Source organism: Pseudomonas anuradhapurensis (assembly GCF_014269225.2).
Classification (GTDB): domain Bacteria; phylum Pseudomonadota; class Gammaproteobacteria; order Pseudomonadales; family Pseudomonadaceae; genus Aquipseudomonas; species Aquipseudomonas anuradhapurensis.
The window spans coordinates 1974593-1990000 of sequence record NZ_CP077097.1; the positions used below are offsets into that span (position 1 = coordinate 1974593).

Sequence of the window (15408 nt, forward strand, 5' to 3'; positions counted from 1 at the left end):
TCAGTTGCCGCGATCGCGCCCGCTGCTGACTTCTTCCGGCACCGGCTCGTTGGCCATGCGCTTGCGGAACAGCGCTGCCCGGGCCAGCAGTAGGGTGGTGACCGGCACGGTAACGGACAGCAGGATCGGAATCAGCCAGGCGTGCAGCACCGGCGCTTGCTTGAGCCAGGAAAAGTAGATGATCGAGGCCAGCGCCACGCACCAGGCGCCGATGGTCGAGGCCAGTGCCGGCGGGTGCATGCGCTGGAAATAGTCCTTCAGGCGTACCAGGCCCACGGCACCGACCAGCGCAAACAGGCTACCGGCCAGCAGCAGCACGGCGGTCACCAGTTCTACCCAGAACGGCAGTTGCAGGGGTTCAGTCATTCGATCACCTCACCGCGCAGCAGGAACTTGGCCAGGGCAAACGAGCCGACGAAGCCGAACAGCGCAATCAGCAGTGCACCTTCGAAGTAGGTGTCACTGGCATAACGGATGCCCAGCACCAGCATGCTCAGCATGGCCAGGATGTACAGGTAGTCCAGCGCCAGCACCCGGTCCTGGGCGGACGGGCCGCGGAACAGCCGGATCAGTGCCAGGGCCATGGCCAGGGCGAAGATGAACAGGCTGGCGAGGACAGCATTGGCAAGCAGACCTGTCATTGGAAGATCTCCATCAGCGGGCGTTCGTAGGTGTCCTTGAAGTGCTGGATGAAGGCCGCCTCATCGTCCAGGTCGAACACATGCAGCAGCAAGACGCTGCGGTCCAGCGCCAGCTCGGACCAGACCGTGCCTGGCACTACCGTGGTAATCATCGACAGCGCCGCCAGGCCATGCGCATCGCGCAGGCTCAGCGGGATGTGCACGAACGCCGAGCGTGGCGGCTGCTTGCCGGCACGCAGCACGCCACGGGCCACCAGCAGGTTGGAGATGATCACATCAATGCCGACCCGGCCGATCAGCCGGGCGATGACCAGTGGCCGCCGCACATGGGCATGCTGGGGGCGCAGCGGTGCCATCAGCAGCGGCGCCAGCACGCCGAGTGCAGCACCCAGCAGCAGGTTGCCGGGGCTGAGCGAAAGGTTCAGCAGCAGCCACAGCGCGAACAGCGACACCGATAACAGCGGGGCGGGGAACAGTCGCTTCATGGCTGCACCTGTACGTCGAGCGAGGTCGGGCCGGGGACGGGTCGCGCGGCCATGACGGCTTGTATGTAAAGCTCGGGAGCCTGCAGGCTGGCGGCGGTGTCCTGGGTATAGCGCAGCAACGGCTCGGCCCTGAGGCTGAGAACCATGCACAGGCCGAGCAGGATGACGATGGGCAGGCATTCATAGCGGCGCAGTAGCGGTGACGGACGCTCTTCGGGCTTCCAGAAACGCTGGATGCCGACGCGGCCAAAGGCAATCAGCGAGGCCATGCCTGACAGGATCAGCAAGCTCACCAGGCCCCAGCCGGACATACCCAGTGGTTGTTCAGGGGGCACGCCCAGCCCCAGCGGGTTGAACAGCGCGCTGATCAGGTTGAGCTTGCCGATAAAGCCCGACAACGGTGGCATGCCGATGATCAGCAGGGCACAGGCGATGAAGCTGAGGCCGAGAAACGCCATGGTCCAGGGGATGATCTGGCCGATCACCACCTGTTGCTCATCATCGAGGTTGATGCCCTTGGGCGGGTGCAGTGACTCCAGCGGCGGTGGCATGGCGTCTTCCTCTTCGTCCAGCGGTGCTTCATTGGCCGAGCGCGAGCGTTCGACCAGCTCGGCGAGAAGGAACAGCGCGCACAGCGCCAGGGTCGAGTTGACCAGATAGAACAACGCTGCACCGGTCAGCGCCGACTGGGCGAAGCCGATGGCGGCGAGCAGGGTACCGGCCGAGACCAAAATACTGAGGGCAGCCATCCGCTCCAGGCGTTGCGCCGCCAGGATCGACACCGCCGCCACTGCCAGGGTGACCAGGCCACCTGATACCAGCCAGTCGCCACCGAAGTGCGCCGAAGCCCCGGCCTGCCCCGAGAACAGCAGGGTCCACAGGCGCAGCACGGCATACAGACCAACCTTGGTCATGATCGCGAACAGCGCCGCCACCGGCGCGCTGGCCGAGGCATAGGCCGGCACCAGCCAGAAGTTCAATGGCCAGATGCCGGCCTTGGCCAGGAAGGCGATGGCCAGGATGGCCGCACCGGCATGCAGCAAGCCACGGTCGGCCTCCGGCACCAGCGGGATCTTCACGGCCAGGTCTGCCATGTTCAGGGTGCCAGTCACGCCATACAGCATCGCCGCGCCGACCAGAAACAGTGACGAGGCAAAGAGGTTGATGGCGATGTAGTGCAGGCCGGCACGCACCCGGGCACGCCCCGAGCCGTGCAGCAGCAGGCCATAGGAGGCTGCCAGCAGCACCTCGAAGAATACGAACAGGTTGAACAGGTCGGCGGTGAGGAAGGCGCCGTACAGGCCCATCAACTGGATCTGGAACAGCGCATGGAAACTGGCCCCGGCGCCATCCCAGCGGGCTCGGGCAAACAGCAGGGCACTGAAACCGATGGTGCCGGTGAGGGTCAGCATCAGCGCCGACAGGTGGTCGACCACCAGCACGATGCCGAACGGTGCCGGCCAGTTGCCTGGCAGATAGACGCCGATCGATTCCGCCTGGCCCTGGATGCGTACCCACAACAGCAGGCTGACCGCGATGGCCAGGCCAGTGAAGGTCGACAGCAGGTTCAACCGGGCCTTCAGCTGCCGGTGTTTCTCGCCCAGCAGCAACATTACCGCCGCCGTTACCAACGGCAGCAGGATGGGCGCGATGATCAGTTGACTCATGCCGCTCATTCGTCACGCTCCCGGCCATCGACGTGGTCGGTACCGGTCAGGCCGCGCGAGGCCAGCAACACCACCAGGAACAGGGCGGTCATGGCGAAACTGATGACGATGGCGGTGAGCACCAGCGCCTGCGGCAGCGGGTCGGTGTAATGCAGCAGGTCCTGCGGCAGGCCGTCCTTGATGATCGGTTCCTTGCCGATGAACAGGCTGCCCATGCTGAAGATGAACAGGTTGACCCCGTACGACAGCAGGCACAGCCCCATGATCACCTGGTAGGTCCGCGGGCGCAGGATCAGCCATACCCCCGAGGCGGCCAGGACGCCGATGGCGATTGCAATCACTTCTTCCATCAGGCGGCTCCCGCTTGGCTGGTTTTCGCCGGGTTGCCCGGGCGGTAGGCGCGCACCGACTGGTGCGCCAGGGCCGTGAGGATCAGCAGGGTCGAGCCGACCACCACGGTGAACACGCCGACATCGAAGAACAGCGCACTGGCCACGTGCACATCGCCAAGCACCGGCAGGTGCAGGTGGGCGGTATGGGTGGTGAGGAACGGGTAGCCCAACAGCATGGCGCCTGCCCCGGTCAGGGTTGCGCACAGCAGCCCGGTGCCCATCCAGCGCAGCGGGCGCAGGCTCATCTGTGCTTCGACCCACTGGGTGCCGGCCACCATGTATTGCAGGATGAACGCCACCGACATCACCAGGCCAGCGACGAAGCCTCCCCCTGGCTGGTTATGGCCACGCATGAACAGGTACATCGATACCAGCAGGGCGATCGGCAGCAGCAGGCGCACCAGCACGGCAGGCACCATCATGAAGCCCAGGGCGGTGTCGGTGGCATGCCGCGGGTTGATCAGGTCGGTGACCACATCGGGTGCCAGCTGGCGCTGCTGCGACGGCAGTTGCATGCTTTCCTTCGGTGGGCGGAAGCGCCGCAGCAACGCGAACACGGTCAGCGCAACGGCCACCAGCACGGTGATTTCACCAAGGGTGTCGAAGCCACGGAAGTCGACCAGCATGACATTGACCACGTTGGTGCCACCACCCTGGGGCAGCGCGCGGCTCAGGTAGAACGAGGAAATGTCGTTGGGTGTCGGGCGGGTCAGCATGGCGTAGGACAGCACCGCCATGCCGCCACCTACCAGCACTGCCAGCAACAGGTCGCGCAAGCGGCGCATGCGTGCACGGTCCAGGCTGCCCGGCAGTGGCGACACACCTTCGATCCGCCGTGGCAGCCAGCGCAGGCCGAGCAGGATCAGCACGGTGGTGACCACTTCCACCACCAGCTGGGTCAGGGCCAGGTCGGGCGCCGAGAACCAGACGAAGGTGATGCAGGTCATCAGGCCGCAGACGCTGACCATGATCAAGGCCGCCAGGCGGTGGTACTTGGCCTGGTAGGCGGCGCCGATAGCGCAGGCAATCGCAATCAGCCACAGCGCGACGAACACGCCCGAGCCGGGAATCTTCGGCCGGTCGCCCCAGCTCAGGCCGCTGTACAGCATGGGGATGAGGCCGGCGAAGAAGGCGGCGAGTACCAGCATGAACAGCTGCGATTGCAGGCGGCGGCTGGTAAGCAGGCGCTCGATGCGCCGCGCCAGCAGCATCAGTTGCACCTGGCCGTGCTCGAACAGGCGCTTGCCGTTGAAGCGCTCGATCAGCGGCGGGTAGGGGAAGCGGCCCAGGCGCAGCTGTTTGCGCAGCACCAGGTACAGCACGATGCCGCCGCTCATGGCTATCAGGCTCATGATCAGCGGCGCGTTCCAGCCGTGCCAGATGGCCAGGCTGTACTCCGGCAGGGTACCGCCCACGACCGGCAGGGCGGCAGCTGCCAGCAGCGGGCCGACTGACTGGGCGGGGAAGATGCCCACTACCAGGCAGGTCAACACCAGCAACTCGACTGGCGCACGCATCCAGCGTGGCGGTTCATGTGGGTTGTGCGGCAGGTCTTCGGCGCTGGGGCCGAAAAAGACGTCGACGGTGAAGCGCAGGGCATAGGCCACGCTGAAGGTGCCAGCCAGGGTGGCGATCACCGGCAACGTGGCCTCGACCCAGGCGGTGGCACTGATGAACACCGTTTCGGCAAAGAACATTTCCTTGGACAGGAAGCCGTTCATCAACGGCACGCCGGCCATCGAGGCGCTGGCCACCATGGCCAGAGTGGCGGTGTACGGCACCAGCCGCACCAGGCCGCTCAGGCGGCGAATGTCACGGGTGCCGCTTTCATGGTCGATGATGCCGGCGGCCATGAACAGCGAGGCCTTGAAGGTGGCATGGTTGAGGATGTGGAACACGGCGGCAACGGCGGCCAATGGGCTGTTGAGCCCCAGCAGCAGGGTGATCAGGCCCAGGTGGCTGATGGTCGAATAGGCCAGCAGGCCCTTGAGGTCGTTCTGGAACATGGCGGCAAAGGCGCCAAGCAGCAGGGTGAGGGCGCCTGCACCGCCGACGATCCAGAACCACTCTTCGCTGCCCGACAGCACCGGCCACAGGCGGGCCAGCAGGAACACCCCGGCCTTGACCATGGTCGCCGAATGCAGATAGGCCGACACCGGGGTCGGTGCGGCCATGGCATGGGGCAGCCAGAACTGGAAGGGAAACTGGGCGCTCTTGCTCAGGGCACCGATAAGGATTAGCGGCAGCAGCACCGGGTACAGTGCATGCTGGCGGATGACGTCGCCGGCAGCCAGGACCTTGTCCAGGTCGTAGCTGCCCACCACATGGCCGAGCAGCAGTGCCCCTGCCAGCAGGCACAGGCCGCCCGCACCCGTGACCATCAGCGCCATGTAGGCACCGCGACGGGCGTCGGCACGGTGGTGCCAGTAGCCGATCAGCAGGAAGGAGAACAGGCTGGTGAGTTCCCAGAAGAACACCAGCTGGATCAGGTTGCCGGAGATCACCAGGCCGAGCATGGCGCCCATGAAGGCGAGGAAAAAGGCGAAGAAGCGCGGTACCGGGTCTTGTGGCGACATGTAGTAGCGGGCATACAGCGACACCAGCGCACCGATGCCCAGCACCAGCAAGGCGAACAGCCAGGCGAAGCCGTCCATGCGCAGTACCAGGTTCAAGCCCAGGCTGGGCAGCCAGAGGAACTCTTCGCGGATCACGCCGCCGTGGGCAACCTGAGGGTACAGCAGCGCTACCTGGACAGTGCCGACCAGGGCGACGAGCCCGGCGAGAATGGACTCCGCGTTACGTGCGTTGTGCGGCAGCACGGCTGCCAGGCAACTGCCCACGAACGGCAGGAGCAATAGCACTATCAATGACATAGCGGCCTATTCTGGAGAAGTTTGCCAGGAATCATACGTGCCAGGGGGGGGATCACCAACACGCAAGCTGTCGCAGAATCCTACAAACAGGCTGTGACCAGCTGATTTTTTATAACAGTTTCTTACAAAGCATAGCCGCAGCTTTAGAGACGGGGCGTGCCGCTAGCGTTCACTCTGTGCTTCCAGCGCTGGCTCGGTTTCGCCCGCACGACGCACCTTGAGTTCGCTGACCACCACCGCGATCACGATCAACAGGCCACCGAGCAGTGCCACGCCTGGCAAGCGTTCGCCGGCGATACGCCCGACGATCCCGGCCCACACGGGTTCGCCGGCATAGATCAGCGTGGCGCGGGTGGGCGAGACCGATTTCTGGGCCCAGTTCATCGCCACCTGGATCACCGCGCTCATCGCGCCCAGGCCCACCGCACTGGCCAGCAGCAGCCAGGAAAAATCAGCAATGCGCTCCTGGGTCGGCACGATCATCAGGAATGCCAGCAGCGAGGCGGTCGCCAGTTGCACCACGGTGACCCGGCGCACATCGACCTGGCCGGCATAGCGGCTGATCAGGATGATTTCGCCGGCGATCGCCACTGCGCTGACCAGGGTCACCAGCTCGCCCTCGCTGAAATGCAGGCGGCCGCCTTCCGGGCCGGCCAGCAGCATCAGGCCGATGAACGCCAGGCCGATACCGATGCTCGGCATCAGGCCGGGCCGGCGGCCCAGCACCAGCCATTGCAGCAGCGGCACGAACGGCACATACAACGCGGTTATGAATGCCGACTGGCTGCTGCTGATGGTTTGCAGGCCCATGGTCTGCAGGCCGTAGCCAAGCATGATCGACACGCCGATCAGCACGCCGGCCTTGAGTTCGGTGAACGTCAGCCCAGGCAGTGCCCGCGCCGATACCACGCCCACGAACAGCGCGGCTGCTGCGAAGCGCAGGCCGACGAAGAACATCGGCCCGCTGACGGCCATCACGTTATGCACCAGCAAAAAGGTGCCGCCCCACAACATGGTGATGAAGACCAGCACCAGTTCGGCCTTGCTCAGGCGAAAGGTAACGGCGGCGGTCGGCTTGCTGCTGGGCTGGTTCATGGTCTTGCGTACTCGGAAGGGGCGGCGCACAATCGCCGCAAAGTGGGCAGTATACTGCGCAATCCCGACCAGTGAGCACTATAGTGCACAAAGAATCTTCGCACCGGGCGTCGGTGCTACAACATGTCAGCCTCAATGTACGCAGCCTGCGCAACGCCGCAGGCATGAGCCAGACGGCGCTCGCCGAGCGTTCCGGGGTCAGCCGGCGCATGCTGGTGGCGATCGAGGCGGGCGAAAAGAATGTCAGCCTGACGACCCTCGACCTGATTGCCGAAGCCCTCGGCGTGGCCTTCAGCACCCTGATCCAGGCTCCGGACCAGCGTGACCCGGGCCGTATCGAAGAGCTGGCCTGGGCGGGTGAGCATCCACAGAGCAGGGCGGTGCTGCTGGGCAGCAGCCCGGCAAGGCGCGAGGTGGAGCTGTGGGAGTGGACCCTGGCGCCCGGCGAGTGCTATCGCAGCGAAGCCGATGCCGAAGGCTGGAGCGAGCAGATCTATGTCGCCGAAGGGCAACTGACACTGATCATCGAAGGCCTCGAGCACTGCCTGCAGCAGGGCCAGTTCCATGTGTTCGCCAGCAATTGTCGCTATGCCTACCGCAATGACGGGGCCGTGGCGGTGCGCTTTGTGCGCAATGTGGTGATCTGATCGAGAAGTCTTGCGGGTTTGCGGGCCTCATCGCCGGCAGGCCAGCGCCCACTGGTCCACCTTCACGCTCGGAGCCAGTGGAGAACCTGTGATAGCCGGCTTGCCGGCGATGAGGCCCGTAGGCACATTCCGAGGCTCGCGGTCAGTTTCCTATCAGTTCATCGGTCTTGACTACCTTGGCATAGGCAAACGCCAGCGCCGCCATTGCCGCCCCATGCACGTCCGCCGCCGGCACCTGCTTGCCATCGAACTCCAGGGGCAAGGTTGCACAGGCATCGTGCGCCACGGTCACGGCGTAGCCCAGGTCGGCCGCGGCGCGGGTGGCAGCGTCGATGCACATGTGGCTCATGCTGCCGACGATGGTCAAGGCTTCGACACCGTGCTGGTCCAGCGTATGCTCCAGGTCGGTGCCGAGGAAGGCATTGACCTTGTGCTTGAGCACCACCGGCTCGCCCGCTGCGGGCCGGACCTTGGCGTGGATGGCCGCCCCTTGCGAGCCTGGCGCGAAGAACGGCGCATCGGCACTCTCGAACTCATGCCGCACATGCACCACCAGGTCGCCCCGTTGGCGTGCCGCCGCCAGCAGGCGTGCGGCATTGTCGGCTGCCTGCTCAGCGCCATCGAGGGTCCATCTGCCGCCGGGGAAGTAGTCGTTCTGGATGTCGATGATGATCAGCGCCTGCTTGCTCATGCTGCCTCCTGTGGCAGTAGTCGTTGGATGACGTTAGTTATAGGCTGTGGCCACTGACCTGAGGATTGGCGCAAACGACACTATGCGGGCAAAAACTGACAATGCCACCAGCCTGGATATCGGCCTGCTGCTGTACCAGGGCGCGCAGCGTGCTGCTGTGCATGGCCTGGCCGACCTGTTTCTGGTGGCCAACCGGGTAGCCGCCGAGCTGGGGGCCGTCGAGTTGCCGCGGCTACGTGTCAGCTTCTGGCAAGTCGACGACCTGGGGCAACTGCAGCCTGCGCCCGAGAGCCCAGGCGCCGCCTTGCCTGATCTGCGCGTGCTGATCATACCGCCGAGCCTGGAGTCGGCACCGCAAGCCGAGTTGCTGGAGCGCCACCGTGCGCCGCTGCGCGAGCTGCACGGGCGCGGCACGGTGCTGGCCTCGGTGTGCATCGGTGTGTTCTTCATCGCTGCCAGCGGCCTGCTCGACGGGCGCCCGGCCTGTACCCACTGGAACTACGTGCAAGCGCTGGCCCAGCGGTTTCCCAGGATACGGGTCGGGGCCCAGCAGCCCTTGCTCGATGATGGCGACCTGATCACCTCGGCCGGCTTGATGGCCTGGACCGACCTGGGCCTGCGTTTGCTGGAGCGCTTCATGGGCGCGACCCTGGCAGGCGAAACCGCCCGCTACCTGGCAGTGCAACCGGTGTCGGCGCCGCTGCCTGGTGCCGTGTTCCGCCCGCGTCTGGAGCATGGCGACGAGGCGGTGCTGAAAGTCCAGCACTGGTTGCAGGGCAATGGCGGGCAGGATGTCGACCTGGCCGGCATGGCTGCATGCGCGGGGCTGGAAGCCCGCACTTTCCTGCGCCGTTTTCGTGCTGCAACGGGGCTGCGGCCGACCGAATACTGCCAGCAAGTGAGGGTAGGGCGGGCGTGCCGCTTGCTGGAGTTCACCCGGCGCACCGTCGATCAGATCGCCTGGGGTGTCGGCTACCAGGACCCGGGCGCGTTTCGCAAGGTGTTTCAGCGCATAACCGGCCTGACCCCGAGCGATTATCGCCGGCGCTTTGCCGTCTCCGGCCAGGGCGAGTGCGGCGTATCCGCAGCGGAAAAACGCTTGACCTTGACTTAACTTGAGGTTTTACCCTGCCCGGCATCGCGCTGCATGCGTCCGTAGCAAGGAGACTGCTCATGATGGCAACACCCCATGCCCTGTGGTTTACCCAGATGATCGAATATGAAGTACCCGGCGTCCGCCAGCAGGCATTGGCCCAGGCGCTGGTGGCGCGCAGTGAAGAGCTGGCCACACGCTGTGAGGGGTTGCAGGGGGTCAGCATCCAGGCCAGTGACGATGGCAGCCGAGTGTTGCAGTACCTGCAATGGCAGTCCCGCCAGGCGTGGGCGGCGGCCGCTGCCTATTTTGTCGAGGAGCCGTTTCTCGAACTGCTCGCCGAGCATCAGGCGCGTGGCGTCAGGTTTGCCGCCTACCAGACCCTGCGCAGCCTGGTCCGTGGCGCCGATGGCGGCCTGCACTGCCAGCTGAGTGAAGCTCAGGCATACCAGGGCGCATAGTGCGGGTAACGGTCCAGCCGGGCGCCGATGACCATTTCGCTGATCCACGACGCCAGGATCGAGCTGTAGGCCTTCTGACAAGCTTCACTGGACAACGCATGGTCGGCACCGTCGACGATGCGGTGCGTGAGCGAATGAGCGCTGACAAATGCCGAGCGGTAGCTCATCAGCGTACTGTGCGGCACATAGTCGTCCTGTTCGGACTCCACCAGCAGCACATCGCCGGCGAACTCGGCGCAGGCTGCCAGGGCGCGGTTGTCCGCCGGCCCGAGCGGGCGCTGGCGGTAAGCGTTGAGGCGCTGCCGGTCCAGGGTCTGCTTGGGAATGTCCCATTCCTCGTCCCAATACATGGCAGGGACGCGCAGGGCCAGCCATTTGACTGGCCGCTCGCGGGTCAACAGGGTGGCCAGGTAGCCGCCATAGCTGCTGCCGATGATGGCGATGGCACTGCTGTCGACAGCGGGGTGGCTGACCAGGCGGTCGTAGGCCACTACCAGGTCCATCAGGTTCTGTTCGCGGGTAACGGTCAGCCGTTGGCTTTCGGTCTTTTCGTGGCCGCGCAGGTCGAAGGTCATGCAGACACAGCCCAGCCCGGTGATATGCCGGGCACGTGCCAGGTCGCGCTGCTGGCTGCCGCCCCAGCCATGCACGAAGAGAATGCCCGGCATCTTGCTGCCAGGGCTGACCAGGGTGCCGACGATGCTGTCATCCTCGACCTGCAGTTCAACGGTTTCACTCTGAATGGTCATAGTCGCGAATCCGCGCAAATTTGCTGAGTTGTCCGAGTTCACTGTCGTTTCCTTGATAGAAGAGGGTGGCGTCAGTGGGCAGTTCGGGGATGCCGAATACTTCATGGGTGGAAGCCCGCACCCGTTGCAATGCCGGGTCGCCGGCAAAGGCTTGCAAGGCCAGCAGTTCGGCACTGCTGGCGCCGCCCAGCCGCCAGGATTGTTCGAGTACGCCGCTGCGCAAGTGGCCCTCGGCAGTGAAGCCGCGGGCGATGTCATAGTTGCGCCGCGAGGCGATGAAGCCCGGCAGGTGGCGCTCGGCTGCCTGCTCGTAGACGATTGCCTGGTTGATGGCCAGGCGCAGGTGATCTTCCAGTGGTAGCTGCAGCAGCGCGTCGTAGCCGCCGCGCACCACCACCAGATCGGAGCCGCCATAGACTTCGACGCCCTGGTGATCGCGGGTCAGGTACTGGATGCCGTGATAGCTGCAGGTGTGGCCGGCGACGCGCACCTGGCCGACGCTGAAGGTCTGCACCTCGCTCAGGTCTTCTTCCAGCACCAGCCCCCACAGGGCCAGTTCCTGGTCATCCATGCCGGCCAGCAGTGGCTCCAGCGCATCCAGCGTGGTGATGACCTGCTGCCCGCGGCCTGCACAAGCCAGCACGGGCTTGATCCGCAATGGGCCGTCCAGCAGCAGCAGGTGCGCGGCGTTGCGTGCGTCGGCCTTGCTGAACACCGTGTAGCCGCGCAACAGGGCGTCGCTGGCTTGCCGGGCGAAGGCATCGGTCCAGCCTGGAGGGAAACTGGCCCCCGCCGGTAACGGGTGGGAGATTGCCTTGGTCGCCATGTATGGATAGGCGACCAGGCCACCGAACAGGTCGTGCTCGCTGCAGATGCCCAGGCTGGCCTGGCGCTTGGGGTCGACCAAGGTTTCGGTGGGCAGGTAGTAGTAGCCATCGGCGGCGCTCGGCGGTTGGCTGGGCTGCACGTATGGGCAACCCAGCAAGCGCGCCAGGCCTTCGGCGAGCTTGAGATGCACGGCATGCTCGTGGTCAGGGGTGCGTGCCCGGGTGTCGAGCAGCACCACGCCGCTTTTAGGGGCGCTGGCATTGGGCATGGTCGTTTGCCTGTATGCAGTGAATGTATCTGTGTGAAGCCGTTACTTTGGCGAAGTTCAGCAAAACTTGATCGGTGGTCCCGGCCGCGCTGTAGGAAATGTCCTGTATGTGCAGGGCGTGGCGGGCAATGCATACCGTGTGTCGGTCGCCACGATTGCAGGGCTTCGACGGCTGTTCCATTATCGGCACACTGGATCAATCGTGATGTAGCCGCAGGAGAGCGCATGAACGTTCAGACCACCCTTGGGCAAAGCGTGCCGCAGCGCCTTGCACACGTGCGCCAAGTCATGGCCGCAGAGGGCATCGATGCCTTGCTGGTACCCTCGGCCGACCCCCATCTTTCCGAATACCTGCCGGCATACTGGCAGGGGCGCCGGTGGCTGTCTGGCTTCCATGGCTCGGTTGGCACGCTGGTGGTCACGGCCGACTTTGCCGGGTTATGGGTCGATAGCCGCTATTGGGAACAGGCGGAGCACGAGCTGGCAGGCACTGGCATCGAGTTGATGAAGCTGTTGCCAGGCAAACCCGGCGCGTTGGAATGGCTGGGCGACCACGTCGAGCGCAACGGCAGCGTGGCGGTGGATGGTGCGGTCATGGCCCTGGCTTCGGCACGCCAGCTGGGCGACCGGTTGAAGCTGCGCGGGGCGCGGCTGGTGACCGGCCGGGACCTGCTCGAACAGGTCTGGGATGGGCGCCCGGCGCTGCCGGGCAACCCGGTCTACCAGCACCTGCCGCCGCACGCCACGGTGAGCCGGGCAGCAAAACTCAAGCAGTTGCGCCAGAGCCTGCAGGCCAAGGGCGCCGACTGGCACTTCATCGCCACCCTGGACGACATCGCCTGGCTCTTCAACCTGCGCGGCAGCGACGTGTCCTACAACCCGGTGTTCATGGCGTTCGCCCTGATCAGCCAGGAGCAAGCCATCCTGTTCGTCGGCCAGGACAAGCTCGATGACCATCTGCGCCAGGTGCTGGCAGTGGATGGCATCGAGGTGCGTGACTACACCGAAGCCGGTAGCGCCCTCGGCGCCCTGCCAGCCGGCAGCCGATTGCAGATCGATCCCGCCCGGGTCACCTGTGGCCTGCTGGATAACCTGCCCGGCGGGGTTGAGCTGGTCGAGGGAATCAACCCCACCACCCTGAGCAAGGCGTGCAAAGGCGAAGACGACCTGATGCACATTCGCCAGGCGATGGAGCAGGACGGCGCGGCCCTGTGCGAATTCTTCGCCTGGTTCGAGGCCAACCTCGGTCAGGAAACCATCACCGAACTCACCATCGACGAGCGCCTGAGCGCTGCGCGAGCCCGGCGCCCGGGCTTCGTTTCGTTGAGTTTCGCGACCATTGCCGCCTTCAATGGCAACGGCGCCATGCCGCATTACCGCGCCACCGAACAGTCGCACGCGGTCATCGAGGGCGATGGTCTGCTGCTGATCGATTCGGGTGGGCAGTACCTGGGCGGTACCACCGACATCACCCGCATGGTACCGGTGGGCAGCCCCAGCCTGCAGCAGAAGCAGGACTGCACGCGCGTGCTCAAGGGCATGATTGCCTTGTCGCGCGCCAGCTTCCCGCGTGGCGTGCTGTCGCCGTTGCTCGACGCCATTGCGCGGGCACCGATCTGGGCTGACCAGGTGGATTACGGCCATGGCACCGGGCATGGGGTGGGTTATTTCATGAACGTGCACGAAGGGCCGCAGGTGATTGCCTATCAGGCCGCGCCGACACCGCAGACCGCGATGCAGCCGGGCATGATCAGCTCGATCGAGCCGGGCACCTACCGCCCGGGGCAGTGGGGCGTGCGCATCGAGAACCTGGTCGTCACCCGCGAGGCCGGCACGAGCGCCTTTGGCGAGTTCCTCAATTTCGAAACCCTGACGCTGTGCCCGATCGACACCCGTTGCCTGTTGCCCGAGCTGCTGGCCAGGGACGAACGGGATTGGTTGAACCGCTATCACGCCCAGGTGCGCGAGCGCCTGGCACCCTTGCTCAAGGGCGAAGCGCTGGCCTGGCTTGAGGCGCGCACCGTGCCATTATAAGGCTTCAAGTAAAAAGGGCAGCTTGCGAGCTGCCCTTTTTTATTTGCAGATGACGATCATGCTGCGGCTGGTGTAACCCGCCGGGTTGATGCCGAACAAGTAGTCACCCGGTTCTTCATCGCTATCGCCCGAGCGTGCGATGACGCGATAGCCTCGCGTGCTGCAGGCGCTCGCAGCCTTGCTGTAACAGTTGTCCCACGAGGAGGAAAGGCCGGAGCAATTGATATGCAGGCCCTTCTTGCCCCTTTTGACCTCGGTCTTGGCGGTGGCGGCACATCCAGCAATGGCCAAGATGGCCAGGATGAGAAAAATACGTTTCATTCCTGTCCTTAAATGCAGGGCGGATCAGCCGTCTGGCCCCGTCGTTATTGCTTTGATTCTTCCTGAAATTTCCCCAGCGTCCGTGTTCTGTCCAGTAGATAGCGTAGAGATGATGATTTTGTGACAGCTTAATCAGCGCGGCGGACCGCCACAATCACTATTCCTGTCTCAAATGAAAATATTTCTCATGTCAGTCTGCGGCGACCGCCGGGCTGGGCTCCTTGCGCATGGACAAGGTGGTGCCGACCGAGGCAATGATGATCGCCAGAATCGCCAGCCATTGGGTGAGCGTCAGCACTTCGCCGAGAAACAGCAGGCCGGACAGTGCGCCGAATGCCGGTTCGATGCTCATCAGGGTGCCGAAGGTGCGCGCCGGGATACGTGTGAGCGCGACCATTTCCAGGCTGTAGGGCAGGGCGGTGGACAGAATCGCAACGCCCAGGGCCAGGGGGATCACGGCGGGTGTGAGCAATGTGCTGCCAGCGTGGGCGATACCGATGGGCGCGACAAACAGGGCAGCCACCACAACCCCCAGCGCGGCACTCTGAATGCCATGCTCGGCCCCGGCACGTTGCCCGAACAGGATGTACAGCGCCCAGCACACTCCGGCGCCGAGGGCATAGGCGGCACCGACCGGGTCCAGGGCCTGCCCGCCATCACCAGCCGGTAGCAACAGCAGCAGGCCGACGATGGCCAGGGCAATCCACAGGAAATCGATTGGCCGACGCGAGGACAACATCGCCACCGCCAGTGGTCCGGTGAATTCCAGGGCCACGGCAATGCCGATCGGTACCGTGCGCAGCGCCATATAGAAGAGGAAGTTCATGCCGCCCAGGGCCATGCCATAGATGATCACGTTACGCAGGGTGTGGGCAGTCATGCGCACGCGCCAGGGGCGCAATATCAGCAGCATGATGATGCTGGCGAAGATCAGGCGCAGGGTGGTGGTGCCTTGTGCGCCGACGATGGGAAACATGCTTTTCGCCAGGGAAGCGCCGGACTGTATCGATGCCATGGCAATGAGCAGCAGGCCGATCGGAAAGAGGTTGGCGGCCAGGCTGCGAGGCTGGGTGTTCATTTCTGTACGGCGATCCTTGGCAGGTTGAGATTGCGCACTATAGTGCGCAATTGGCCTGAAAGGGAACAGCCAAGGTAGACAGCGG

The 15408-nt window shown here is 64.7% G+C and carries 16 protein-coding genes; 4 read left to right on the plus strand and 12 right to left on the minus strand.

The genetic code is table 11. The annotated features are described in order from the left end of the window. From HU763_RS09150 to HU763_RS09180, 7 genes are all read right to left on the minus strand, one after another. Window positions 1-366: a Na+/H+ antiporter subunit G gene (locus tag HU763_RS09150; RefSeq protein ID WP_186690026.1), complete on the minus strand. Its 366-nt coding sequence runs from the start codon at window positions 364-366 to the stop codon at window positions 1-3. Then, window positions 363-641, minus strand: a complete 279-nt coding sequence (locus HU763_RS09155; RefSeq protein ID WP_170029165.1) for a K+/H+ antiporter subunit F — start codon at window positions 639-641, stop codon at window positions 363-365. The genes HU763_RS09150 and HU763_RS09155 overlap by 4 nt, the downstream gene beginning before the upstream one ends. Next, the gene (locus HU763_RS09160) at window positions 638-1126 is read right to left on the minus strand and encodes a Na+/H+ antiporter subunit E (RefSeq protein ID WP_170029166.1); all 489 of its coding nucleotides are present in this window, start codon (window positions 1124-1126) and stop codon (window positions 638-640) included. Before HU763_RS09160 ends, HU763_RS09155 begins: the two co-directional genes overlap by 4 nt. Beyond that, complete coding sequence (locus HU763_RS09165) at window positions 1123-2802, minus strand: monovalent cation/H+ antiporter subunit D (protein ID WP_186690024.1); 1680 nt, start codon at window positions 2800-2802, stop codon at window positions 1123-1125. Before HU763_RS09165 ends, HU763_RS09160 begins: the two co-directional genes overlap by 4 nt. Further along, window positions 2799-3143, minus strand: a complete 345-nt coding sequence (locus tag HU763_RS09170; protein ID WP_170029168.1) for a Na+/H+ antiporter subunit C — start codon at window positions 3141-3143, stop codon at window positions 2799-2801. Before HU763_RS09170 ends, HU763_RS09165 begins: the two co-directional genes overlap by 4 nt. Next, window positions 3143-6058, minus strand: coding sequence for a monovalent cation/H+ antiporter subunit A (locus HU763_RS09175; protein WP_186690022.1), 2916 nt, complete (start codon window positions 6056-6058; stop codon window positions 3143-3145). Before HU763_RS09175 ends, HU763_RS09170 begins: the two co-directional genes overlap by 1 nt. Window positions 6059-6220: 162 nt before the next feature. Further along, window positions 6221-7153 carry a DMT family transporter gene (locus HU763_RS09180; RefSeq protein WP_170029170.1) on the minus strand — a complete coding sequence of 311 codons (933 nt, stop codon included), beginning with the start codon at window positions 7151-7153 and terminating at the stop codon, window positions 6221-6223. Between the two features lie 83 nt (window positions 7154-7236). On the opposite strand from HU763_RS09180, the gene HU763_RS09185 reads away from it, so the two are divergent. Beyond that, window positions 7237-7800, plus strand: a complete 564-nt coding sequence (locus HU763_RS09185; protein WP_186690020.1) for a helix-turn-helix domain-containing protein — start codon at window positions 7237-7239, stop codon at window positions 7798-7800. Window positions 7801-7942: 142 nt separating this feature from the next. Here HU763_RS09185 and HU763_RS09190 read toward each other — a convergent pair whose 3' ends face one another. After that, window positions 7943-8491: a cysteine hydrolase family protein gene (locus HU763_RS09190; RefSeq protein ID WP_186690018.1), complete on the minus strand. Its 549-nt coding sequence runs from the start codon at window positions 8489-8491 to the stop codon at window positions 7943-7945. An 82-nt stretch (window positions 8492-8573) separates the two neighbouring features. Here HU763_RS09190 and HU763_RS09195 point away from each other — a divergent pair, with 82 nt between their 5' ends. Together HU763_RS09195 and HU763_RS09200 are read left to right on the plus strand one after the other, a co-directional pair. Then, entirely contained in the window at window positions 8574-9605 is a 1032-nt protein-coding gene (locus HU763_RS09195; protein ID WP_186690016.1) for a GlxA family transcriptional regulator, read from the plus strand. Window positions 9606-9664: 59 nt separating this feature from the next. Next, the gene (locus HU763_RS09200; protein WP_186690014.1) at window positions 9665-10045 is read left to right on the plus strand and encodes an antibiotic biosynthesis monooxygenase; all 381 of its coding nucleotides are present in this window, start codon (window positions 9665-9667) and stop codon (window positions 10043-10045) included. Here HU763_RS09200 and HU763_RS09205 read toward each other — a convergent pair. Together HU763_RS09205 and HU763_RS09210 are read right to left on the minus strand one after the other, a co-directional pair. Continuing rightward, the gene (locus HU763_RS09205) at window positions 10024-10794 is read right to left on the minus strand and encodes an alpha/beta hydrolase family protein (RefSeq protein ID WP_170029175.1); all 771 of its coding nucleotides are present in this window, start codon (window positions 10792-10794) and stop codon (window positions 10024-10026) included. The genes HU763_RS09200 and HU763_RS09205 overlap by 22 nt on opposite strands. After that, window positions 10778-11890, minus strand: coding sequence for a DUF3182 family protein (locus HU763_RS09210; RefSeq protein WP_186690012.1), 1113 nt, complete (start codon window positions 11888-11890; stop codon window positions 10778-10780). The genes HU763_RS09205 and HU763_RS09210 overlap by 17 nt, the downstream gene beginning before the upstream one ends. A 225-nt stretch (window positions 11891-12115) precedes the next feature. Between HU763_RS09210 and HU763_RS09215 the strand changes: the two genes are divergently transcribed. Beyond that, window positions 12116-13924 carry an aminopeptidase P family protein gene (locus HU763_RS09215; RefSeq protein WP_186690009.1) on the plus strand — a complete coding sequence of 603 codons (1809 nt, stop codon included), beginning with the start codon at window positions 12116-12118 and terminating at the stop codon, window positions 13922-13924. Between the two features lie 39 nt (window positions 13925-13963). Here HU763_RS09215 and HU763_RS09220 read toward each other — a convergent pair whose 3' ends face one another. Continuing rightward, a complete protein-coding gene (locus HU763_RS09220; protein ID WP_170029178.1) occupies window positions 13964-14245 on the minus strand; it encodes a hypothetical protein in 282 nt (93 codons plus the stop codon). A 190-nt stretch (window positions 14246-14435) separates the two neighbouring features. Then, entirely contained in the window at window positions 14436-15323 is an 888-nt protein-coding gene (gene rhtA / locus HU763_RS09225; protein WP_186690007.1) for a threonine/homoserine exporter RhtA, read from the minus strand. Window positions 15324-15408: the final 85 nt, after the last annotated feature.